At 61.5% G+C, this 23,136-nt stretch carries 19 protein-coding genes; 12 read left to right on the top strand and 7 right to left on the bottom strand.

What is annotated here, in order from left to right; all coding sequences use genetic code 11:
• Positions 1–63: 63 nt before the first annotated feature.
• Together GM655_RS14965 and GM655_RS14960 are read left to right on the top strand one after the other, a co-directional pair.
• Entirely contained in the window at positions 64–1,746 is a 1,683-nt protein-coding gene (locus tag GM655_RS14965) for a methyl-accepting chemotaxis protein (RefSeq protein ID WP_155435488.1), read from the top strand.
• A 57-nt stretch (positions 1,747–1,803) separates the two neighbouring features.
• The gene (locus GM655_RS14960; protein ID WP_155435487.1) at positions 1,804–2,097 is read left to right on the top strand and encodes a 2Fe-2S iron-sulfur cluster-binding protein; all 294 of its coding nucleotides are present in this window, start codon (positions 1,804–1,806) and stop codon (positions 2,095–2,097) included.
• Here the strand turns inward: GM655_RS14960 and GM655_RS23315 are convergent.
• Positions 2,088–3,563, bottom strand: coding sequence for a DUF4214 domain-containing protein (locus GM655_RS23315; protein ID WP_155435486.1), 1,476 nt, complete (start codon positions 3,561–3,563; stop codon positions 2,088–2,090). The genes GM655_RS14960 and GM655_RS23315 overlap by 10 nt on opposite strands.
• An 82-nt stretch (positions 3,564–3,645) precedes the next feature.
• Positions 3,646–3,954 (bottom strand): hypothetical protein, encoded by a 309-nt coding sequence (locus tag GM655_RS14950; protein WP_155435485.1) that lies wholly within the window; start codon positions 3,952–3,954, stop codon positions 3,646–3,648.
• Positions 3,955–4,041: 87 nt separating this feature from the next.
• On the opposite strand from GM655_RS14950, the gene GM655_RS14945 reads away from it, so the two are divergent.
• The 3 genes from GM655_RS14945 (at position 4,042) to GM655_RS14935 (ending at position 6,622) form a co-directional block, all read left to right on the top strand.
• The gene (locus tag GM655_RS14945) at positions 4,042–4,311 is read left to right on the top strand and encodes a MoaD/ThiS family protein (protein WP_155435484.1); all 270 of its coding nucleotides are present in this window, start codon (positions 4,042–4,044) and stop codon (positions 4,309–4,311) included.
• A 1-nt stretch (position 4,312) separates the two neighbouring features.
• Positions 4,313–5,401, top strand: a complete 1,089-nt coding sequence (locus GM655_RS14940) for a WD40/YVTN/BNR-like repeat-containing protein (protein WP_155435483.1) — start codon at positions 4,313–4,315, stop codon at positions 5,399–5,401.
• Between the two features lie 105 nt (positions 5,402–5,506).
• The gene (locus GM655_RS14935) at positions 5,507–6,622 is read left to right on the top strand and encodes an MBL fold metallo-hydrolase (protein ID WP_155435482.1); all 1,116 of its coding nucleotides are present in this window, start codon (positions 5,507–5,509) and stop codon (positions 6,620–6,622) included.
• A gap of 46 nt (positions 6,623–6,668) precedes the next feature.
• Here GM655_RS14935 and GM655_RS14930 read toward each other — a convergent pair whose 3' ends face one another.
• From GM655_RS14930 to GM655_RS14915, 4 genes are all read right to left on the bottom strand, one after another.
• Positions 6,669–7,013 (bottom strand): hypothetical protein, encoded by a 345-nt coding sequence (locus GM655_RS14930; protein WP_371866834.1) that lies wholly within the window; start codon positions 7,011–7,013, stop codon positions 6,669–6,671.
• A 166-nt stretch (positions 7,014–7,179) separates the two neighbouring features.
• Positions 7,180–10,470 (bottom strand): fused isobutyryl-CoA mutase/GTPase IcmF, encoded by a 3,291-nt coding sequence (gene icmF, locus GM655_RS14925; protein ID WP_155435481.1) that lies wholly within the window; start codon positions 10,468–10,470, stop codon positions 7,180–7,182.
• Positions 10,471–10,633: 163 nt separating this feature from the next.
• On the bottom strand, positions 10,634–14,218 hold the full coding sequence (locus GM655_RS14920) for an indolepyruvate ferredoxin oxidoreductase family protein (RefSeq protein WP_155435480.1): 3,585 nt from the start codon (positions 14,216–14,218) through the stop codon (positions 10,634–10,636).
• A gap of 220 nt (positions 14,219–14,438) precedes the next feature.
• The gene (locus tag GM655_RS14915) at positions 14,439–15,383 is read right to left on the bottom strand and encodes a LysR substrate-binding domain-containing protein (protein WP_155435479.1); all 945 of its coding nucleotides are present in this window, start codon (positions 15,381–15,383) and stop codon (positions 14,439–14,441) included.
• A 126-nt stretch (positions 15,384–15,509) separates the two neighbouring features.
• Between GM655_RS14915 and GM655_RS14910 the strand changes: the two genes are divergently transcribed.
• Entirely contained in the window at positions 15,510–16,730 is a 1,221-nt protein-coding gene (locus GM655_RS14910) for an HD-GYP domain-containing protein (protein WP_155435478.1), read from the top strand.
• 45 nt (positions 16,731–16,775) lie between these two features.
• On the opposite strand, the gene GM655_RS14905 is transcribed toward GM655_RS14910, so the two are convergent.
• Complete coding sequence (locus GM655_RS14905) at positions 16,776–17,819, bottom strand: GGDEF domain-containing protein (protein ID WP_155435477.1); 1,044 nt, start codon at positions 17,817–17,819, stop codon at positions 16,776–16,778.
• A 464-nt stretch (positions 17,820–18,283) separates the two neighbouring features.
• Between GM655_RS14905 and GM655_RS14900 the strand changes: the two genes are divergently transcribed.
• The 6 genes from GM655_RS14900 to GM655_RS14875 all read left to right on the top strand — a co-directional run bounded on the left by GM655_RS14900 (position 18,284) and on the right by GM655_RS14875 (position 23,129).
• Positions 18,284–18,460, top strand: coding sequence for a Flp family type IVb pilin (locus GM655_RS14900; RefSeq protein ID WP_155435476.1), 177 nt, complete (start codon positions 18,284–18,286; stop codon positions 18,458–18,460).
• A 66-nt stretch (positions 18,461–18,526) separates the two neighbouring features.
• The gene (locus GM655_RS14895) at positions 18,527–19,051 is read left to right on the top strand and encodes an A24 family peptidase (protein WP_155435475.1); all 525 of its coding nucleotides are present in this window, start codon (positions 18,527–18,529) and stop codon (positions 19,049–19,051) included.
• A gap of 123 nt (positions 19,052–19,174) precedes the next feature.
• Positions 19,175–20,548, top strand: a complete 1,374-nt coding sequence (locus GM655_RS14890; RefSeq protein ID WP_155435474.1) for a DUF8689 domain-containing protein — start codon at positions 19,175–19,177, stop codon at positions 20,546–20,548.
• A complete protein-coding gene (cpaB, locus tag GM655_RS14885) occupies positions 20,545–21,363 on the top strand; it encodes a Flp pilus assembly protein CpaB (protein WP_155435473.1) in 819 nt (272 codons plus the stop codon). The genes GM655_RS14890 and cpaB overlap by 4 nt, the downstream gene beginning before the upstream one ends.
• Before the next feature lie 7 nt (positions 21,364–21,370).
• Positions 21,371–22,837, top strand: a complete 1,467-nt coding sequence (locus GM655_RS14880; protein WP_155435472.1) for a type II and III secretion system protein family protein — start codon at positions 21,371–21,373, stop codon at positions 22,835–22,837.
• A 13-nt stretch (positions 22,838–22,850) separates the two neighbouring features.
• Positions 22,851–23,129, top strand: a complete 279-nt coding sequence (locus GM655_RS14875) for a hypothetical protein (RefSeq protein WP_155435471.1) — start codon at positions 22,851–22,853, stop codon at positions 23,127–23,129.
• Positions 23,130–23,136 lie beyond the last annotated feature (7 nt).

The raw sequence follows: 23,136 nt of genomic DNA, 5'->3' as shown, positions 1-23,136 counted from the left end.
TAGGCGTAGTTCCAGTAATCTGGTTTCCGTGTTTCTTCTATTTTCTCTGGAAAGGAAGCGGCGATGCGGGTCAATCATCCTGTAACACAGCACGAATACGTGATGGAGGATGGTAAGACCATCGTCTCCAGCACTGACTTGCGAGGCAATATCAACTACGCGAATCAGTACTTCATCCAGGTCAGCGGTTACACGGAGCAGGAACTGATAGGGGCGCCGCAGAACATCCTGCGCCACCCCGATATGCCACCGGAAGCTTTTGCCGACATGTGGCAGACCATACAGAGTGGCACGCCGTGGACGGGCATGGTCAAGAACCGCCGCAAGAATGGCGATTTTTACTGGGTGCTGGCGAATGTGACGCCCGTCATCGAAAGCGGCAAGCCTGTCGGCTATCTGTCTGTGCGTACCAAGCCGGACCGCGAACAGGTGTTGGGGGCCGAAAAACTCTACCGTGAAATCCGCGAAGGCAATCCGCGTCGTCTGCGCATCGTGCATGGCCGGGCCTTGCGCAGTTTTTGGTGGACCCGTGCGCGCGAAGCCGTGCGCATGTCGCTCGATAAACAGGTGATCAGCGCCACGACCTTGCTGGCCGGCGCCATGCTGGTGCTGACGGGACTGCTGTTCAGCGTCGATCCGAGCCGGCTGGCGGTGATGCAAGGCTGGCTGGGCATGCTGGCCCTGGTCGCCGCGCTGGGCATGTTGTGTCTGGGCCGCAGCCTGTACTTCAAGGTGGCCATGCCGCTCAAGCGTGCTACTTACGCGGCGCGCATGATGGCCGGCGGCGATCTGACCTCTACCATCAAGGTACAGGGCGAAGATGAAATGGCCCAGTTGCTGGCAGCGCTGCGCCAGACCAATGTGAATTTGCGCAGCATCATCGGCGATGTGCGTGCCAACTTCGACCAGATTTCCATGGCGACCGATGAAATTGCCGACGGTAATATGGACCTGTCGGGGCGCACGGAATCGCAGGGTTCCAGCCTGCAGCAGACGGCGGCCAGCATGGAGCAGCTTACGTCCACCGTGCAGCAAAGTGCCAGCAATGTGGCCAGTGCCAACCAATTGGCCGAGCGGGCGGCCCAGGTGGCGGCCCAGGGTGGCGACATTGTGGCGCAGGTAGTGGCCACGATGGACGCGATCAATTCTTCGTCGAGCAAGATCCTCGATATCATCGGCATGATAGATGGCATTGCATTCCAGACCAATATTCTGGCGCTGAATGCTGCGGTGGAAGCGGCCCGTGCCGGAGAAGAAGGGCGCGGCTTTGCCGTCGTGGCCAGCGAAGTGCGCGCGCTGGCGCAGCGCTCGGCAGCAGCGGCCAAGGAGATCAAGGAATTGATCAACGCTTCTATGGAAAAAGTACAGGCGGGTACACAGTTGACCAGTAGCGCGGGTACCACCATGAATCAGGTGATCGAAGCCGTCAGCCGCGTGACCCAGGTCATGGACGAGATTTCCAACGCTACCCAGGAACAGAGCGATGGCATAGGCCAGGTCAATCTGGCCGTAATCCAGATCGATGACATCACCCAGCGCAATGCGGCACTGGTGGAAGAAGCGGCGGCAGCAGCAGGCAATCTGGCCTTGCAGACGCGCTGCGTGTCGCAGGCCATAGCCGTGTTCAAACTGCACGAGCGCCATGGTGCGCGCACCTCGGTGGCCGTGGCAACCCAGACGGCGGCGGACGAACACCGGGCCCAGAGCGCGGCCGTGGAGCAAAAGAAAGTGAAGTTGCTGGTCTGACCGGCCAGCCCGTGAACGCGCTATCATGCGGTTCCAACGATAGAGCGGAGTGGCAGTATGAGCAGGTCGGTACAGGTAACCTTGTCGGGACAGAACTGGGTGTTTGAGGCGCGTGCGGGCGAGACCATACTGGAGGCGGCGGAATGGTCGGGGGTGATCCTGCCCAGTTCCTGCCGCACGGGCGCGTGCCGCACCTGCATGTGTCTGAGCACGCGTGGCAAAGTGCGTTACCACGTGGAGTGGCCCGGCTTGAGCAAGGAAGAAAAGCGCGATGGCTACATCCTGCCTTGCGTGGCCGAAGCGGAAACCGACCTCACGCTGGTGGTTCCCGCTGCCCAGCTTCAGCCGTAAGGCGTATAGCTGAAGCCGTTGCCGATGATGGTGGCCAGCGCCGCCTGATTTTCCGGACTCTCGCCGAAATAGGCCAGCGTCTGGGCCAGCGTGCCACCCTGGTGATCCAGATAGTTATTCCAGAATTTGATGCCAGCTTCATCGCCGGCACGGTGCAGCACGTTCTGGTACAGCTTGTCCACCAGTGCGGCATTGCTTAGATTGCTGCCATACAGGGACTGGAATTCCAGGCTGCTGGCGAAGAAGCCGGCGATGGCGTCAAGCGACATGCCTTCATCCATCTGGTGCATCCAGAAGCCCAGTCCGCCCGCGTCAGGCGCGCGGTCGAAGGCGGCCTGATACAGGCGGTAGACCTGGCCGCCGATGCCGGCAATATCGTAGGCCACGGCACCGTCATCGAACAGTAGCCGCTCCACATTGGTCAGCGTATCGGTGCCGCCGGCAAAAGCTTTCGACTGGACTAGCAGACTGCTGCCATTCTGGTTGATCTGGTAGCTGTCACGGGGCCCGGGCAGCACCACCGTATCGCTACCGCTACCACCATCGACGAGGTGGAAGTGATCTAGCAGGGTGATCACATCGTTGCCGCTGCCGGCATTCACGGCCAGCGATTCAGCCCCCCCTTTGAGCGTGACACGGTCGTTGCCGCTGCCGGTGGCTAGCTGCACGGTATGATCGAGGCGGCTGGCCAGCGTGACATTGAAGGTATCGTTGCCGCTGAAATTCGCAGCATTGGTGAGCATGGCTTCGTTGATTTCGCTATGGCTGTCGACAGCCATATTCAGTTGATCGAGCTTGATCTGGCTACCGTCGCGATAGTTGATGAGTACGCTATCGAGCTGGCCCTTGAGGGCCGTGGTGCTGCGTTCATAGGCAATGGAGGTGCTATTGCCGCCTATGGTGAAACTGCCGTTGATGGCGGCGCTGGCGATGGTTTTCTCGGTACTCAGGGTGATGGAGTTGAGCGTGCCGCTGAAGTTATCCGACTGCAGCAGCGTAACGGCGCCATGCAGCCCCAGCGTGGCATTGCCAGAAACCTTGTTGTATTCCGCTGCACTTTCCGGCAACTGGGACTTCAGTTCGGCATCGTTGAGGATGGCGGAAGTGCCATAGAACAGACCCGCATCGTTGTTGTAATGGAAGTTAAGCTTGCCGCTGGCACTCAGGCGGAAGTAATTGGGCATGTTGTGCACCAGCTGGGTCAGCGTGGCATCGCCTTCGTTGGCCGTCGGATTGGCCAGTACCACACCCGTGAAATCGCTGCTGGCCCCGTCCAGATAGTCGAGCTGGACTTCGGTTGCGCTATAGCCACGGCCAAAATAGCGCGGATGCAAGGCCGTAAAGCTGTAGTTTGCTACGAAAAACGGGTCGACCAGATCCGCCAGATTGAACGATTCCGGGCTGCCCTGAGTATTGAATATATTCTGGATCGTGCTGCTACCCAGATTGATATTGATGGTTGCCACGCCAGTCTCCTGAATTTTTATCGAGAACGTTATTATTATATTTTTTGCATGCAATAAACGTAATAATTTGTTTCAAACTGCTTTAGTTGCCCCCTTGGCGTAGCCGGCTCAGCAAGGCTGCAGCCGATTCCGTCATGGGCAGGCCATGGCGGCGCAGTAGCTGGATGTTCAGCACCATATTTTCCAGCACCAGTTTGGCGGCCACGGCCAGCAACGTCAGCTGTCGGTCGGCTTCGCTAAAGCCTTCCATGGCATCGGCCATGTCGCACAGATGGCTGGCGATGAGTGCACGCAATTCGTCTTCCTCGAATGGCAGATCGGCAAAATCGATAGGATCTTCGCGTTCTACCTCCACCATCAGTTGCTGTAATTCCTGCGGGGTAATTGACATGGTGCACTCCCTTGAATGTGGCGTTTTCATTGTAGAGGAATAGGCATAGAATCCCCTATCGGTGTTCGCAACAGGAATACGGCATTCATGGCGCAACTCATCTTTACCCAGCAACTGGCGCGTTTTCTGCCGGTGCCGCAGGTGGCCAGCGACGCACGCGAGCTGCGCACGGCGCTGGAGCAAGCGTTTACGGGCCAGCCGCGCTTGCGCAGCTATGTGCTCGACGAACAGGGCCATCTGCGCGCCAATGTGGTGATTTTCATCGATGGTCAGCGTACGCGCGAGCGCCAACGGCTCGACGATGCATTGCGGCCAGATTCCCAGGTGTATATTCTGCAAGCCCTTTCAGGAGGCTGATATGTCCGATCGCGCCTATCTGGCGACACGTAAAGGTTTATTCGAACTGCACCGCACTGCAGTAGCCTGGCAACTGGGCGAGTGCCATTTTCTTGGCGACCCCGTGTCCATGCTGCTGGCCGACCAGCGCGATGGCACGCTCTACGCTGCCCTGCATCTGGGCCATTTCGGCCCCAAGCTGCACCGGCGCCGGTCCGGCAGCGAACAGTGGACGGAAGTGGCAGTACCGGCCTTCCCCGTCAAGCCGGCCGAGTCCGAGGATCCCGTGGAGTGGAAAGTGCAGCAGATCTGGTCGCTGGCGGCTGGTGGGCCGGACCAGCCCGGCGTGTTGTGGGCCGGCACCTTGCCCGGTGGCCTGTTCCGTTCGGACGATTATGGCGAGAGCTGGCAACTGGTGGAAGCTTTATGGCAGGTGCCGGAGCGGGCCCAGTGGATGGGTGGCGGCTACGATGTGCCGGGCATACACAGCATCTGTGTCGATCCGCGCGACAGCAATGCCGTACTGGTCGGCATTTCCTGCGGCGGTGTCTGGCTGACGACTGATGGTGGCGCTAGCTGGCAAATGCGCGCCGAAGGCATGCGCGCTACTTATATGCCGCCCGAGCTGGCCGGTGTGCAGGCTGTGCAGGACCCGCACCGCATCGTCCGCTGCGCCGCCGAGCCCGACAAGCTGTGGTGCCAGCACCATAACGGCATCTGGCGCTCGACCGACAATGGCGCGCACTGGCAGGAAGTGCGTCCGCAGCAGGTTTCCAACTTTGGGTTCGTCACCGCCGTACACCCGCGGGATGGCGAAACGGCATGGTTTGTGCCGGCCAGCACCGATAGCCAGCGCATCCCACCGAAGGCGGGCCTCGCCGTGACCCATACCAGAGATGGCGGCCAGAGTTTCACTGCGTGGCGCGGCGGCCTGCCGCAGCAGCATTGCTACGATTTGGTGTACCGCCATGGCCTCGATGTGAGCGCCGATGGCCGCGTGCTGCTGATGGGCTCGACCACGGGCGGGGTCTGGCTGTCTGAAGATGGCGGCGGCCAATGGCAGACCATCGCTGCCCATCTGCCGCCCGTGTATGCCGTCAGCTTCGGCTAGCGCCACGGCGTAGAAATTTTTTGCCGCGCCATGCAATATGGCGCGGCCAGCCCCGTCTACACAGGGTAGCCACAACTTTGTGGCCTAGCCACGGGGTTGCCGAATATGAATCATCCATCCGTTATTGCTGCAGACGCAGCCAACAGTTTCGATAGCTGGGCGGCGGCCAGCCAGCCGCGCCGTCATCAGGGGCGCTACCGCAATCCCGTCGCCATGCATAAGATGGGGCTGAAAAAGACGCTGGGCCTGATGCTGCGTTTTCTGTTCGATAAGCCGCGCAACACGGTGCCGCGCCAGCCCATTCCCGTTCACGCGATCACGCAGCAGCAATTGCTGGCTGCTCCGGATCGCAGCCTGTTCCGCCTTGGTCACTCCACCATGCTGCTCAAACTCGACGGCAGCTTCTGGCTGACCGACCCCGTGTTTTCCGAGCGTGCTTCGCCGTTCCAGTGGATGGGGCCGCAGCGCTTCCATGCGCCGCCACTGAGCATAGATGAGCTGCCGCCCATCAAGGGCGTGATCTTGTCGCACGACCATTATGACCATCTGGACCATGCGGCCGTGCTGCAACTGGCACCCAAGGTCGAGCATTTCATTACGCCGCTGGGCGTGGGCGACCGTTTGATTGCGTGGGGCATCGATGCGGCCAAAGTACGTCAGCTAGGCTGGTGGGAAGCCACCCATGTGGATGGCGTGAAGCTGGTGGCCACCCCGGCCCAGCACTTCTCGGGCCGCGGCCTGAATGACCGCAACAGCACGCTGTGGGCATCGTTTGTGATCGAGCAGCGCGAACTGCGCATCTTTTTCAGCGGCGACAGTGGCTATTTTTCCGGCTTCAAGGAAATCGGCCAGAAATACGGGCCGTTCGATCTGACCATGGTGGAAACGGGTGCTTACGATCCGCAGTGGCCCGATGTGCACATGCAGCCGGCCGAATCGTTGCAGGCCCATCTGGATCTGCGCGGCAAGGTCATGCTGCCCATCCATAACGGCACTTTCGATCTGGCGCTGCACGCATGGCACGACCCGTTTGACCGCATTACGGAGCTGGCGGCCGCGCAAGGTGTGGCGCTGGCGACACCGGCCATAGGTCAGCGGCTTGATATTGCACAGCCGGCGCGCGGGGAAGCATGGTGGGAAGCCGTCAAGCAGCAGGAAGGGCTGGGCACTAGCGTACCGGCTGCCACCTTGGCGAGCGAGACGCGCGCCAGCCCCGTGTAGGGCAGGTGCGGCCGACGAGGTGCGGCCAGCGAGGCTTAGCCTGTGCTTACGCTGTGATGTTGATCAGTTTGCCGATGGTCTGACCCTGCGCATTGATCTGCGCTTTGGGCTGGGCGCTCAGCTCGGCCGGCAGTATCTGCTCGGCGCGGCTAGGCTTTTCGATAGCCTGCGTCAGATTGGGTGCGGCAGCGGGCCGTGCTGGCGCTGCATTGCTGGCCTGTACGCTCTGGCGTTTGGTGTCATCGAGCGTCTGCTTGTCGTCCGCCAGTTGCTGGCGGCTCTGTTCGAGCCGGCTGGCATCCTGATTCACGCGCACCTGATCCTGCTGCACCTGCCTTTCGGCTTGTGCAATCGAAGCTTGCAGCGCGTTGACGGAAGAGACGGAAGGCACGATTAACCTCTAGGCAATATTTCCAGGCGTATAGACGCAGAATCGCGTGCTATACGATCAATCCAAGAGTAGGACAGAATCCCGAAAAAGGCAAGAAGCGGGCTCAGCGCAGCGAGGCTAGCGGCAGGCTAGCCAGTACCCTTGCGGGTACTGGCAGAGGGGCCGATTACATATTGCGGCGGTACTGGCCACCCACTTCGAACAGCGCCGTGGTGATCTGGCCCAGCGAGCAGACGCGCACGGCGTCCATCAGCTTGTCGAACACGTTGGCGTTGTCGATGGCGGCCTGCTGCAGCGCTGCCAGCGCCTGCGGCGCAGCAGCGGCGTTACGGGCGTGGAAGTCCTCCAGACGGGTGAGTTGCGATTGCTTCTCGTCGTCGGTGGAACGGGCCAGCTCGATGGTCTGCGGCGCTTCGCTGCCGGCTTTCGGATTGCGGAAGGTGTTGACGCCGATGATAGGCAGCGTGCCGTCATGCTTCTGGTGCTCGTACAGCATGGACTCTTCCTGTATCTTGCCGCGCTGGTAGCCGGTTTCCATCGCACCCAGCACGCCGCCACGTTCGGCGATGCGCTCGAATTCCTGCAGCACGGCTTCTTCCACCAGATCGGTCAGCTCTTCCAGTATGAACGAGCCCTGATTCGGGTTCTCGTTCTTGGCCAGACCCCATTCGCGGTTGATGATGAGCTGGATCGCCAGCGCACGGCGTACCGATTCGTCGGTTGGCGTGGTGATGGCTTCATCGTAGGCGTTGGTGTGCAGCGAGTTGCAGTTGTCGTAGATGGCGATCAGCGCCTGCAGCGTGGTGCGGATATCGTTGAAGTCGATCTCCTGCGCGTGCAGCGAGCGGCCCGAAGTCTGGATGTGGTACTTGAGCTTCTGCGAACGGTCGTTGGCGCCGTATTTGTCGCGCATGGCGACGGCCCACAGGCGGCGTGCCACGCGGCCCAGCACCGTGTATTCGGGGTCCATGCCGTTGGAGAAGAAGAACGACAGATTCGGTGCGAAGTCGTCGATGTGCATGCCGCGCGCCAGATAGGCTTCCACAAACGTGAAGCCGTTGGACAGCGTGAAGGCCAGCTGCGAAATCGGATTCGCACCCGCTTCGGCGATGTGATAGCCCGAGATCGACACCGAGTAGAAGTTGCGCACCTGATGGTGCACGAAGTATTCCTGTATGTCGCCCATGACTTTGAGCGAGAACTCGGTGGAGAAGATGCAGGTGTTCTGACCCTGATCTTCCTTGAGGATGTCGGCCTGCACCGTGCCGCGCACGTTCTGCAGCACCCAGGCCTTGATCTTGGCGGCTTCGTCGGCGCTAGGATCGCGCTGGTTCTCGGCCTTGAATTTTTCTACCTGCTGGTCGATAGCGGTGTTCATGAACATCGCCAGAATCGTCGGCGCCGGGCCGTTGATGGTCATCGACACGGAGGTGCTCGGGCTGCACAGATTGAAGCCGTCGTACAGCACTTTCATGTCGTCCAGCGTGGCGATCGACACGCCCGAGTTACCCACTTTGCCGTAGATGTCGGGACGCAGCGCCGGATCGGCGCCGTACAGGGTGACCGAGTCGAACGCGGTGGACAGACGCTTGGCGTCCATGCCGGTGGAAACCAGCTTGAAGCGGCGGTTGGTACGGAAGGCATCGCCTTCACCGGCAAACATACGGGTCGGGTCTTCGCCTTCGCGTTTGAAGGCAAACACGCCGGCCGTGAACGGGAACGAACCCGGGACGTTTTCCGCCATCAGGAAGCGCAGGATTTCGCCGTGGTCTTCATAGCGCGGCAGCGCCACCTTGCGGATCTTGTTGCCGGACAGGGTGTGGTGGATCAATCGCGTACGGATTTCCTTGTCGCGGATTTTCACCACATAGTCGTCACCGGCGTAGGCAGCCTGCAGATCCGGCCATTGCGCCAGCAGTTTCTTGGCGCCCGCATCCATGCTGCTGTCACGCTCGGCGATCAGCTCATCGAAGTCGGCGTTTTTATGCGCGGCGGCCAGCATGCGCTTGGCTTCGCTCAGTTGCTGGCGTTCGCGTGCCAGCGTGACCTGCTTGCTGGTGTTGCGGTGGTAGCCGCGCACGGTGTCGGCGATTTCGGCCAGATAGCGCGCACGGGCTGGCGGCACGATGACGTTTTTGCCGCTCGAATAGCGTACATCGATAGCTGCCAGTTTGCCGGCCTTGGCCTGCAGGCCGAATTCGGCCAGCTTGGGCAGCAGACCCTGATACAGCGCGGTCACGCCATCATCGTTGAAGCGCGATGCCTGCGTGCCGAACACGGGCATTTCTTCCGGACGCTTGCTCCACAGTTCGCGGTTGCGCTGGTACTGCTTGGCCACATCGCGCAGCGCATCCTGTGCGCCTTTGCGGTCGAACTTGTTGATGGCGATGAAGTCGGCGAAATCGAGCATGTCGATTTTTTCCAGCTGCGAGGCGGCGCCGAATTCTGGCGTCATCACGTACATCGACACATCGACGTGCTGCACGATGGCCGCATCGCCCTGACCGATGCCGGAGGTTTCCACGATCACCAGATCGAAACCGGCCACCTTGCACGCAGCGATCACATCCGGCAGCGCCTGCGAAATTTCGGAACCCGCTTCACGGGTAGCCAGCGAGCGCATGAACACGCGTGCCTGACCGCCCCACGGGTTGATGGCGTTCATGCGGATACGGTCGCCCAGCAGAGCGCCGCCCGATTTGCGGCGCGACGGGTCGATCGAGATCACGGCGATGTTCAGCGCGTCGCCCTGATCGAGGCGGATACGGCGTATCAGTTCATCCGTCAGCGAGGATTTACCGGCACCGCCCGTGCCCGTAATACCCAGCGTCGGCACGGCCAGTCCTTCGGCAGCGGCCAGCAGTTCGGCGCGCAGGGCTGGTGCGGCCTTGTCGTTTTCCAGTGCGGTGATCAGCTGGGCCAGCGGGCGGTGGCGGCTTTCGATGCTGCCCGCGCGCAGTGGTTCCAGCGTGGTCGGCGAATAGTCGGACAGGTCGATGTCGCACTGCTGCACCATCCACTGGATCATCCCCACCAGACCCATACGCTGACCATCTTCGGGGCTGAAGATTTTGCTTACGCCATAGGCATGCAGGTCGGCGATTTCATCGGGCACGATCACGCCGCCGCCGCCACCGAACACCTTGATGTGGGCGCCGCCGCGCTGGCGCAGCAGGTCTATCATGTATTTGAAGTATTCGACGTGGCCACCCTGATAGCTGGAGATGGCAATCCCCTGCACGTCTTCGGCCAGCGCTGCGGTGACGACTTCGTCGACCGAGCGGTTGTGACCGAGGTGCACCACTTCCACGCCGTTCGATTGCAGGATGCGGCGCATGATGTTGATGGAAGCGTCGTGGCCATCGAACAGCGAGGCCGCCGTGACGAAGCGGATTTTGTTATTCAGGCGTGGCTGGTCTGGTACGGCAGCCATATTCGGTGTGGAGAGGTCAGTCATGATGTCCCTTGAATGCTGGTGGCGATCTGCGTCGTTTGGCCATTATATGCCGTTTACGTTTCCCTTTACGTAAACGTCAATTGTGATGACCGGCAAGCACAAAGCACCGGGCCGGATGGTGAAATCCGGCCCCTATACGGTGTTTATCAGTTATTTAGCTGCATTAAGCGGCGCGTTGCAGGCCGAATTGACCCAGCAGGCGCGCTTTTTCGCTACGGAAGGTAGCCACAGCCTGCTCTTTGACGTGGCCGAAACCGCGTACTTTTTCGGGCAGGCTGGCCAGTTCCACCGCTTGCGCGTGGTTTTCCGGCGACAGCGCGGCCAGCAGGTGCTGCACCAGTTCGCGGTATTCCACGATCAGCGCACGTTCCATTTTGCGTTCCGCAGTATGGCCGAACAGGTCGAAAGCACCGCCGCGCAAGCCTTTGAGTTTGGCCATCAGCTTCATGGCCTGCCACATCCACGAGCCGAATTCCGCCTTGACCAAGTGGCCTTTGGCATCCTTCTTGGCGAACAGCGGCGGCGCCAGATTGAACTTGAGCGAGAAATTGCCTTCGAACTGCTGCTGCAGCTGTTCGACAAAGCGGCCATCCGTGTACAGGCGTGCCACTTCGTATTCATCCTTGTAGGCCATCAGCTTGAAGGCGTACTTGGCGACAGCGGTCGACAGCTTGTTGCCCAGACCCAGAGTGCTTTCGCGCGCGCGCACCTGCTCTACCAGTTGCTGGTAGCTGGCAGCGTAGGCCGCGTTCTGGTAGGCGGTGAGGAATTCCACTCGCTTGCTGATGATGGTGTCCAGACTTTGCGGCATCTGCATCAGCACCGGCTGGGCCGGTGCGGCCACGCGCTGTACCTTGGCCAGATCGACGGCGGCACGGCGGCCCCACAGGAAGCTCTTCTTGTTGGAAGCGATGCCCACGCCATTCAGTTCAATCGCGCGCAGCAGCGAGGCTTCGGCCAGCGGGATGCGGCCTTTCTGCCATGCGTAACCGAGCATGAACAGGTTGGCGGCGATCGAATCGCCCATCAGCGCGGTAGCCAGTTTGGTGGCGTCGATGAAGTCCGCAGCGCCGGCACCGACCGATTCCTCGATCAGCGCGCGCACCTCTTCCACCGGATACTGCCAGTCCGGCTTCTGGGCAAAGGTGCCCGGTGGCTGCTGGTGCAGATTGACCACGGCCAGCGTGCGGCCCGGACGCATTTTCGAGACTGCGTCGGCAGCACCGGCCGTCAGCATGTCGCAGCCGAGGATCACGTCGGCTTCGCCGGTAGCGATACGCTGGGCGCGCAGGTGCGCAGGGCTGCGGGCGATTTTTACGTGCGACGTCACCGAGCCGTTTTTCTGCGACATACCCGTCATGTCCAGCACGGAAGCGCCTTTGCCTTCGAGGTGAGCGGCCATGCCCATCAGCGCACCGACAGTGATCACGCCGGTGCCACCGATACCGTTGATCAGGATGTTGTAGGGCTGGTCGCAGTTCGGCAGGGCCGGTTCCGGCAATGCGCCGAAACCGTCGTCGCTATTGTCCTTGCTGACGCCGGCTTTGGATTTTTTCAGGCTGCCGCCTTCCACCGTGACGAAGCTCGGGCAGAAGCCTTTCACGCACGAGTAGTCCTTGTTGCAGGACGACTGGTCGATGGTGCGCTTGCGGCCGAATTCCGTTTCTTTAGGTAGGATGGAAACGCAGTTGGACTGGATGCCGCAATCGCCGCAGCCTTCGCACACGGCTTCGTTGATGACCATGCGTTTGGCAGGGTCGGGGAATTCGCCTTTTTTGCGACGACGGCGTTTCTCGGCCGCGCAGGTCTGGTCGTAGATCAGCACCGAAGTGCCGCCGATTTCGCGCAGCTCGCGCTGCACCGCATCCATATCCTTGCGGTCGTGCAGGCTGACGATGCTCGGCAGGGCGCTGCGGTCGGTGTAGCGGCTCAGGTCTTCCGTGACCAGCGCAATCCGCTTCACGCCTTCGGCCGCCATCTGCTGGGCGATCATCGGCACCGAGGTGGTGCCATCGACCGGCTGGCCGCCTGTCATGGCGACGGCGTCGTTGTACAGAATCTTGTAGGTGATGTTGACCTTAGCCGCTACCGCAGCGCGGATCGCCAGATAACCGGAGTGGAAGTACGTGCCATCGCCCAGATTCTGGAATACGTGCGGGATCTTGGAAAACGCAGCCTGACCTATCCACGGCGCGCCTTCGCCGCCCATGTGGGTAGTCAGCTTGTTGAACTCGGGGTAGATCGAGGTGGCCATCACGTGGCAGCCGATACCGGCCAGCGCCAGACTGCCTTCCGGTACTTTGGTCGAAGTATTGTGCGGGCAGCCGGAGCAGTAGAAGGCAGGACGGAATGGCGTGTTGATGGCCTTCTTCAGTACCGCATCCTTGGCATCGAGGAAGCTCAGACGGGCTTTGATGTGGTCGCAGGTGACGGGATCGCTGATCAGGCGCGAGACGCGGCTGGCGATCACGCGTGCCACTTGCGACACGGAGAAGTCGGCCTTGGAGGTGAGCAGCCATTCGCCGCGCGGTGCCACCCATTCGCCTTTTTCATCGAATTTGCCGATCACGCGCGGACGCACGTCGTCGCGCCAGTTGTACAGCTGTTCCTTGAGCTGGTATTCGACGATCTGGCGTTTTTCTTCCACCACCAGAATTTCGTCCAGACCTTGTGCGAACTCGCGCACGCTGTCCGGTTCCAGCGGCCATGGCATGGCGACCTTGAACAGGCGCAGGCCCAGTTCGGCCGCCAGTTTTTCATCGATGCCCAGTTCTTCCAGCGCTTCCAGCACGTCCAGATAGGATTTGCCGGAGGCGATGATGCCCAGCTTGGCGTTCGGGCTGGTGATGGTGGTGTGATTGAGCTTGTTCTCGCGCGCATAGGCCAGCGCCGCGTAGATTTTGTAGTCCTGCATCAGGGCTTCCTGATTGCGCGCCTGTTGACCGAGCGGAATGCTGGACAGGCGGGCGTTCAGGCCACCCTCGGGCATGACGAAGTCCTGCGGGATTTTCACGTCGACGCGGAACGGGTTGGCATCCACCGAAGCGGACGATTCCACCGTATCGGCCAGTGCCTTGAAGGCCACGGTACAGCCGGAGAAGCGCGACATGGCCCAGCCGTGGATGCCCAGATCCAGATATTCCTGCACATTGCATGGGTACAGCACCGGGATCATGGAAGCCGAGAACAGGTGGTCCGACTGGTGCGGCAGCGTAGACGAATAGGCACCGTGGTCGTCGCCGGCCACCAGCAGCACGCCGCCCTTGGCCGAGGTACCGGCATGGTTCATGTGCTTGAACACGTCGCCGCAGCGGTCTACACCGGGGCCTTTGCCGTACCACATGGCGAACACGCCGTCGTACTTGGCTTCGCCGATTAGATCGACCTGCTGCGAACCCCATACGGCGGTGGCGGCCAGATCCTCGTTCACGCCCGGTACGAACTGCACGTGGTGGGCTTCCAGATGGCCTTTGGCCTTCCACAGGTTTTCATCGAGGCCACCCAGCGGCGAACCGCGGTAGCCGGAAATGAAGCCGGCCGTGTTCAGGCCGGCGGCCTGATCGCGCACACGCTGCATCATCGGCAGGCGCACCAGTGCCTGTATGCCGGACAGGAAAATATCGCCACTGGTGGCCGTATATTTGTCGTCGAGGCTGACTGTGGTGAGGCGGGAAGGCGTGGAAGGGTTAGGGGTGCTGGCGGCGCCGTCGTGCGACGTTGCTGGGCCGTTTGCCGTGGTATCGGGCATGGCGTGTCTCCGGTTTGGTATCAGAATCGCGCCTGTTCTGGGTGGTGCCGGGTAGGCACGCCGGGAACAGGCCATGAGCCGCATGGTTAGCGGCGCTGGGATCAGTTTAGGTCAGAACTGCAGACATGCAGTACGACGCGACTATCCACTCTGGCGCGGAGTATGGGCGCTAGTTGACGTATACGGAAATAGCGTTTGACGATGGTGGTATAAGTAAAACTTATGGCAGCATGCGCGCGCCCGGCCACAGCTGTTCGGCGCACAGTTGCTGGCTTACTTGCTGCACCAGTTTGCGGATGGCTTCCGCCGCATTGGTGAGCGGGATATTGCGCGAGGCGCACAGCACCACGGTGCGCGAAATGGTCGGTTGTTCGATCCGGCGCGAGCGCATGCTGCCTCGTTTCAGCTCGTCCAGCACTGGGGCGGCCGGCAGGATGGTGGCACCCAGATGGGCCAGGATGGCGGATTTGAGGATGGCGATGGAATTGATCTCGATAACGTGCTGCAGGCTCAGGCCAGTCTGATGGGCTACGCTATCGATGCGCGGGCGCACGCCTTGCAGGGGGCTAGGCAGGATCAGTGTGTGCTGCACCGCCTCGGCCAGTGTTAGTGACTGCTCACTATCGTCATCCGCGTTGCCTTCCTGTGCCGGACTGGCACAGATAAAGCGTAGTTCTTCTTCCACTAGCGCCGTGCTGGCAAAGCCGCCGAGCTGGCCATCATCGAACAGCACGGCCAGATTGATGCGGCCGGACTTGAGCTGCTCGCTCAGATTGCCCGTGATTTCTTCGGTCAGTTGCAGGGTGATTTCAGGATACTGGGCCCGTGCCGCCGTCAGCAGGGGCAGGGCGAGCGCGCCGGAAATACTGTGCGGCAGGCCCAGCGTGACCACCCCGCTCGGACGCTCGCTGCACTGGGTGACAGCCGAGCGAGCGTCGGCCACCTGTTTGAGGATGGCTTGCGCGTGCTCATAGAAAACCTTGCCTGCATCGGTGCTCAGCACGCCTTGCGCGCTACGGTGCAGCAACTGCACGCCGAGCTCGTCTTCGAGCTGGCGCAATTGCTGGGTCAGCGCCGGTTGCGCAATATGCAAAACCACGGCTGCCTTGGACAAAGAGCCGTGGTCAACAATGGCAACAAAGTAACGAAGCTGACGAAGTTCCATGATAATAGTGTCTCCCAGGGTACAAACAGATGATAGCATCTGGAAATTTAGTCCCGACAGGCAACTATTTGTTATACTCAAATCGTCCCGTCCGGCAGACTACGCCCCACTCTCAGCAGGTTCCGCATGTTAAAGAAAGTCGATTCTTCCCAACTTAAAGTAGGCATGTACATACATGACCTGAGTTGCGACTGGATGACCCATCCGTTTGTGCGTAACCGCTTTCTGCTGAGCAGCGAAGATGAAATCCGCAAGATTATCAACGCCGGTATCCACGACGTTGTCATTGACAACGACAAAGGCCTGGACGTTCAGGACGCGCCCACGCTGGCCGAGGCACAGGCTGCCACCGAGCGTGAAATTGTCGAAATTGCCACGAAATCTCCCATCGTCACCCGCGTGTCGCTCGGCGAAGAAATGCAGCGTGCTGTACAGATCCGCCATCAGGCTTCGACGCTGGTGCGCACCGTGATGCAGGATGCACGTCTGGGCAAGGCGGTGGAACTCGATCAGGTGTCGCCGGTGGTGGAGAATATCACTGAATCCATTCTGCGCAATCCGGGTGCACTGGTGGGTTTGCTGCGGATTAAGACCAAAGACGATTACACCTTCCTGCATTCGGTCAGCGTCTGTACCTTGCTGGTGGCGTTCTGCCGCTCGCGCAACTTCGAAGCGGAGCGTACCCATCAGGCCGGTCTGGGCGGTTTGTTGCATGATACGGGCAAGGCGCTGGTGCCGGACAAAATCCTTAACAAGCCGGGCCCGCTGACGGACGAAGAATTTGCCATCATCAAGCGCCATCCGAAAGATGGCTACGACATTCTGCTGAAGTCGCCGGAAATCGGTCCCATCCCGCTCGACATCACGCTGCACCACCACGAGCGGCGCGATGGCAGCGGCTATCCGGAAAAACTCGGCGGCGACGGCATCAGCGAGCTGGCCCAGATGGCGGCCATTGTCGATGTGTACGATGCGATTACGGCGGACCGCTGCTATCACAAGGGCATGTCGGCAGCGGCTGCGCTGCGCAAGATTTACGAGTGGAGTAAATTCCACTTCAATCCGCAGTACGCTCAGGAATTCATGCGCTGCGTGGGAATCTACCCCGTCGGTACCATGGTCATGCTGGAATCGGGGCGTCTGGGCGTGGTGGTGGAACCGCATGAAACCAATCTGCTGGCGCCCAAGGTCAATGTGTTCTTCAATACCAAGCAGAACCTGTACATCAAACCGGAAACCGTGGACCTGTCGCGCGGGCTCGGCTTCGGCGGCGGCGACAAGATCGTCGGCCACGAATCGCCGAGCAAGTGGAATGTGGACCCGATGCGCTTCCTGAGCCTGAACTGAAGCGTCCTGCCGAATCAAAAACAGCCTCGTCCGAGGCTGTTTTTTTTAGAAGAATTCCGCCGTATCGTTGGAAGCGACGGCCTGTAGCAAGCCTTCCTGCACCAGCTCGTCGTAATGGCAGGCCATGTTGCGGCCATGGCTTTTGGCGTAGTACAGCGCCTGGTCGGCATGGCCGAGGATCATCACGGGCGCATCGAGCGCGCTGATGCTGACAAAGCCCACACTGACCGTCACCTTGCCCACTTGGGGGAAATCATGCGCGGCCACGCTCATGCGGAAGCGCTCGATGATTTTCTTGGCGTTTTCCAGCGTGGTGGAACGCAGCAGCACGACGAATTCTTCGCCGCCGAAGCGGAACACGCGGTCCTGGCTGCGGAACGAGGAGGTCAGCAGGTTGGCGATCAGAATCAGTACTTCGTCGCCATACAGGTGGCCGAAACGGTCGTTGACCAGCTTGAAGTGGTCGACGTCGACCACGGCCAGCCACTGCTTTTCCTGATCGCGCTGGCTGCGCCGTTCCGGTTCGCCGAGCACGGCGACGGAATGGCTGTCCGTGCTGGAAGCCAGCATCTTGGCCAGTTGGTCGTCGAAAGTCTTGCGGTTGAGCAGGCCCGTGAGCGAATCCCGTTCGCTGTAATCGAGCAGATTCTGGAAATTGCGGTACACGCTGACGATGCCGCCTATCACGTGGATGGTATCGCTGGTGTAGGGCGTGGGGTTGATGATTTCCAGACAGGTATCGCATTTGTCGCCCATCCAGATCGGCAGCCACAGCGTATGGCCGCCCACGTCGTTGGCGATGTCGGCACTCGCTTCGTGGTGGCTGATGCAGTGGGCCAGCGGCGCCAGATTTGCCAGTGGTTCACCCGGCTGGTGCGGATCGTTGTTCTCGACCATGTGCGCGACTTCGCCGGCGCGTATGCTGGCGCGCGGACGCACAAAGGTCTTGCCACGGATGGTGACCAGCGAGAGCACGCGGGTCTGGCTGGCATTGGCCAGCTCCTGCACCGCCGAGATCACCGAAATGTCGAGCATCGTGTGATCGCGGTGGCCAGTCATGTCCACCATGTGTTTCAGTAGGGAATCCATCGTCTTCTTTGGAGAGTAATCACACAACCTTGTGTTGAGCCAGGCTAGCTTCGCGCCTATCAAGTCCATATCTTTGATAGTCAGGCGCACAGTGAAGCAGCAACGGGGAGCCTTTCCAAAGAACAGCTAGGCAGGATAATGGCTTTTTGTAATCAAAGCAATTCATGTGTGTGAAAAAAAACATCTCTTCTAAACGAGTGCAACTTTTTTCCGACAACAGCTCTGCCCAGCAGCATAACCATGCTGATCACGGCGCAGTTTGACATAAGCCAGCACTGTTCGGGTGCATAGGTGAATAAATTTCATCAGTAGCGAAAAAGGATTCCGTACGGAAAACTTGCGTCACGTCAACTTGCCCTACGGCAGCTTTTGTATAGTGGATCCAATGCTGCAGCACAGGGAAAAAACGGCACCGCCGGCCCGCTGCATCAGGGGTTTTCCTACACTACTCTCGGGAGCACATCATGCAAGCACTGATCACCGCAGTAAAAGCTTTTGCCCACGATGACGACGGCATTACCGCCATCGAATACGGTCTGATTGCCGCCACCATGGTAGGCCTGGTGGCCACCGTGTTCGGGCTGCTGGGGCCGGCACTGACCAACGCTTTCACCGATATCGCCAGCAAGATCCATACCTAAGCCCATCAGGCCTAAACCACTCTCCGGCAGCAGTCGGGCCGGAGAGCCAGTCAGGGAGAATTGATCATGCTCACAGCGTTAGAAATGATACTGGTCTGTCTGGTGGCGCAAGCCGCGTTGACGGATTTGACACTACGCAAAATTCCCAATGTGCTGATCCTGAGCGGCCTGCTGCTGGCGCTGATCCTGCACAGTCTGGCCGGGCATCACGGCGCAGTCGCCCAGCAGTGGCTGGCCGGTGCTGTCACCGGCCTTTTTCTTTTTCTACCGTTGTATCTGTTGCGCGGCATGGCGGCTGGCGATGTGAAGCTGCTGGCCATGGTGGGCGCATTTCTGGGGCCGCTGGCCACGCTCAAGGTGGCGGCGCTGGCCACGCTGTTTGGCGGCATGCTGGCGCTGGTCATGCTGCTGTGGACGGGGCGCTGGCGTCAGGCCTGGCGCAATGTGTGGACGCTGTGTGCGCCAGTGTGCTGGCGCTGTCTTGGCGTACCCATGCAGGCCGTGCCCTTGCCGGCAGTGGCCAGCGTGGGCGGCATACCGTATGGCGTGGCGATTGCGCTGGCCACGGCCAGCACGGTGCTGCTGGCATAGCGCTGGTGTTGTGGCGTCAGTGTTGTAGCGCTAGCACTGCGGGCAACGCGGCTTTGCTCCGCGTCAATGTCTACAAGGCAGGGCTCGCTAGACTAAGTTTCCTAATCACACGGAGAGTGCACCATGACTGCGCTGGCTACGTCTGCTGCTACTGAAACCGCGTCCGATCCAGCGCTGGCGCTGGCCGAACTGTGGCCGGCGGCGCCACGCTCCGTGCGCGAAGCGGGCTTGCCGGCCGCCCTGATTGCCGAGCTGATCGCCAAAGCGATACTGCAATCCGGCAAAACTCCGCTGTCCCAGCTGAGTACCCGTATGCACCTGTCGCTGAATGTGCTGCGCGAAGTGCTGGATTTGCTGGTGGCCGAACATGTGCTGGAAGTGGCGTGGCGCGGCGATTCCGACCTCGACGTGCAGTACCAGCTCACGGCCACCGGTCGCCAGCGCGCCACCGCATGGCTGGAACGCTGCGCCTATGTGGGGCCGGCGCCCGTGCCGCTGGCTGCCTATGCGGCGCTGGTGGAACGTCAGGCTGCGCAGATGCTGTCGCTCAGCGCGGAAGATCTGGCCCACGAACTGGGCGACGTGTTTCTCGCCACGGCCCAGCAGCGCATGCTGGGCGCGGCCCTGTATGCGGGGCGCACGGTGTTGCTGCACGGGCCTTCCGGTAGCGGAAAATCCACGCTGGCGCGCCGTCTCGGCAGCCTGCTACAGGGGGTGGTGGCCGTGCCCCATGCGCTGCTGATCGGCAGCGATATCGTGCAGGTGTATGACGCCATGCTGCACCGTGCACCCCAGCCCTACCAGCTGCGCCAGCTGGGCGAGCGGCGTAGCTGCGATCCGCGCTGGGTGCTGTGCCAGCGTCCTGTGCTGACGCTGGATGCGGAGCTCACCAGCGCGCAGCTGGAACTGCAGGCCGATACTCAGGCCGGTTGCTATCGCGCACCGCCCCAGCTACAGGCGAATAATGGCTTGCTGATTGTGGATGATCTGGGCCGCCAGCACATGCCGGCCAGCGATCTGCTGAACCGCCTGACCCTGGCGCAGGAACTGGGGCGCAGCAGCTTGAGTATGGGCGCAGCCAGCGCGGTGGCGGTGGCCTGCCGATTGCAACTGGTGTTCGTCACCAGCATGCAGCCGGCCAGCCTGTTCGATGCTTCCGCGCTGCGCCGGCTCAGTTACAAGATAGGCATCGATGCGCTCGATGCTGCCAGCTACCGCACGCTGTTCCGTCACCGTTGCGTGCATAGCGGCGTGGTGTTCGATGACGTGGCGCTGCGCTATCTGATCGAACAACTGCACGGCGGCAGCGGTTTGCCTTTGCTGGCCTGCTATCCGGCCGAAATCGTCGGCCGCATCCGCGACTTTGCCGGCTTTCTCGGCGAAGCGCCACGCGTCACTGTGGCTACGCTCGATCAGGCGTGGATCAGCATGTTCGCGGCCGATCCGGCCTTGCCGGCGACGGCGGGCGCAGCGCCGGTTAGTCAGCGTGCCATATGAACAAGCGGCGCGCCCTGATCATGCTGGCGCTGGCCCTGCTATTCGGGCTCGCTGCAGTGCTGCTGGCGGCGCGCTGGCTGCTGCGGCCTGCACCGGCTGCCGCCAACCACATCATCGTGGCGGCCAGCGATATCAGTCTGGGCCAGCGCCTCACGCCGGAGCTGCTCAAGACGCTGGACTGGCCCGCAGAGAGCATGCCGTACGGCGCCGTGCACGATAGCGCTGCGCTGGTCGGCCGGGTGCTGCGCACCAGCGTGCTGCGCGATGAACCACTGAGTCTAGCCAAGCTGGCGCCGGCCGGTACCACGGGCGGCCTGTCGGCGCTGATTTCGACGGGCAAGCGCGCCATCACGGTGCGGGTGAATGATGTGGTAGGGGTGGCCGGCTTTGCCTTGCCGGGCAACTTCGTCGACATTCTGGTGAATATGCAGGCCAGTGCCAGCGGCAGCGAGCATGCCATCTCGCGCATCGTGCTGGAACGCATACTGGTGCTGGCCGTGGCGCAGGAAGTGGGGCGTGATGAAACCCGTCCCAAGGTGGTGAATGCCGTGACGCTGGAAGTCACACCGGCCCAGGCCGAGAGCATCGATCTGGCGCGCAGCGTAGGCAGCCTGTCGCTGGTGCTGCGCAATCAGGTCGATCCGCTGCCCGGTGTCACCACGGGTGCGACCAGAAACACCTTGCTGCATATCGAGGCGCCACCGGTGCAGGCCGATCCAGTGCCGCAGGCACGGGCGACAGCGGTTCCGGTTCAGCCCCGGCGCCACTGCATAGGCGTGATCGCAGGCACGCAGCAGGTGCAGGAATGTCTGTGAGGCTGCCATGAAGCTACTGCCCTATCTTGCTGTGCTGGTGCTGGCTGTGGGGGCCGGAGCGGCGCATGCTGCCGGCAAGGCAGAGGCGCGCCTGCACTGCAATGGTCAGGTGGCGGCGCCTGTCAGCCTGAATCTGGCGCTGGGCAAGGCCAAACTGATGCAGATGCCGGAAACCGTCGAAGCGCGCAGTGTCGGCAATCCGGCCGTGCTGCATGCCAAGCTGGTGGCGCCGGATGCGCTGTATGTGGTGGGGCTGGAGATAGGCAGCAGCAATATGATGGTGCAGGGGCGCAGCGGCCTGTGTACGCTGATCGAAGTGGTGGTGGGGCTGGATGCGGGCGCCGTGCAGAATGCGCTGGCGACGCTGCTGCCCGAGCAGAAGGAACTGCGGGTCAGCGCTGCGGGCGATACGCTGGTCATCAGCGGCACGGTGGATGATGCGCCTACGGTGGAGCGGGTGATGGAAGTGGCGACCGCTTTCGCGCGGCGCCAGCCGCCGGCACCCGATGGCAGCAAGCCCACCGCCACAGCGGCGGCCAGCAGTAACAGCCTGAGCCCAGGCGGCGGCAGTAGCCGTGCAGTGGCGACGGCTGCGGCGCCCGCCGGTGCTGCCATCATCAACCTGCTGTCCGTGCGTGCGCCCCAGCAGGTGATGCTGGAAGTGAAAATCGCCGAAGTCTCCAAATCCCTGCTGGACAAGCTGGAAACAGGCAGCACGCTGAACTTTGGTGGTGGCAGCTGGAGTTCGGCCCTGTCGTCCAGTTTTCTGAGCGGGACCTTGCGCGGACTGCTGCGCATAGGCGGCGCGGCCGGCAACCATGTGGCGCTGGCGGCAGAAAAGCAGGATGGTCTGGTACGCATACTGGCCGAACCCACGGTGATGGCGCTGAGCGGACAGGAAGGCAGCTTTCTGGCCGGCGGCAAGATTTTCATCCCCGTCGGGCAGGACAACAACAAGGTGACGCTGGAAGAAAAAGAGTTCGGCGTGGGGCTGCGCTTTACGCCTACCGTGCTGGCCGGCGGGCGCATCAATCTGCGCGTGGCACCGGAAGTGTCGGAGCTGTCGCGCGAGGGCATAGGCATCTCCGCCAACGGCATCAGCGGCAATGCGCTGCTGCCATTGATTACGACGCGCCGCGCTGCCACCACGGTGGAGCTGTACGATGGCCAGAGCTTTGCCATCGGCGGCCTGATACGCGACAGCCAGAGCAGCGGCCTGCGTGGCCTGCCGGTGCTGGGCGATCTGCCTGTGCTCGGCGCGCTGTTCCGCAGCACCGACTTCCAGCAGGATCGCACCGAATTGCTGTTTGTCGTGACCCCGCATCTGGTCAAGCCCCTGCCCGCCAGTTACGCCCTGCCGACCGACGGACTGCAAGCGCCTGACCGCGTGCAGCTCAACCTGCAGGGCCGGCTGGAAGCGGCGCCGGCCACTGCACCCGCGCCGCTGCCGGCCCCCGACAATCCACCGCGCTGAATGGATAACTGCCATGGCTGTCTTTTCTCTCCCCGTACCAGCACTGCTGCTGGCAACCCTGTGCTGCGGCTGCAGCACCCAGCTCTCGACCAGTACACCGGATTGGGATCAGCATTTCGGCAGCCGCGCACGGGCCACGCTGGCCCTGCAGGTGGCCTATCCCGCGGCGGCCAGCAGTGATACGGCCGCCGGCATGGACGGGCGCAAGGCCAGAGCCGCTTACGAGCGCTATCAGAAAGCCGGGGCTGATGCGGCCCCGCCGGCGTCCGGCCAGAGTGCCAATAACAAGTGAGGATAGG

Source organism: Pseudoduganella danionis, from assembly GCF_009720775.1.
GTDB classification, from domain to species: domain Bacteria; phylum Pseudomonadota; class Gammaproteobacteria; order Burkholderiales; family Burkholderiaceae_D; genus Rugamonas; species Rugamonas danionis.
Note: the sequence above shows the minus strand (reverse complement) of the source record. Positions and strands in the feature narration are given on the sequence as shown.